The organism is Streptococcus suis, assembly GCF_002964045.1.
GTDB classification, from domain to species: domain Bacteria; phylum Bacillota; class Bacilli; order Lactobacillales; family Streptococcaceae; genus Streptococcus; species Streptococcus suis_U.
On the sequence record NZ_POPB01000474.1, the window covers coordinates 1 to 308 of the forward strand.

The following is a 308-nucleotide window of genomic DNA, read 5'->3' on the forward strand; positions in this document are numbered from 1 at the left end:
GTGGATAAGGAAACGAAGCTTGTTCTGGGGGCGACTCTCTTTGGTCGCAATTCAGAGGAGCTGATTAACTTGATTGCTATGGCGATTGACAATAAGATTCCTTATACCTACTTCAAAACGCAGATTTTCACCCATCCGACTATGGCTGAGAATTTGAATGATGTTTTTAATTTTTAATACTTTAGGGAGGGAAACTGTCTGCCTATACTCAAGTATAATCTGCGGCTTCGTTTCCTAGACTAGTATCAAGATCATCGAGTGACCATATTTTGTTGGTTGACTATGACCGTCCGAAAGGGCGGTTTTTT

1 pseudogene is annotated in these 308 nt (G+C 40.9%); it reads left to right on the plus strand.

The annotated features are described in order from the left end of the window. Positions 1 to 177 (plus strand): annotated as a pseudogene (locus C1E99_RS12120) (FAD-containing oxidoreductase); the annotation flags it as partial. Between the last annotated feature and the right edge of the window lie 131 nt (positions 178 to 308).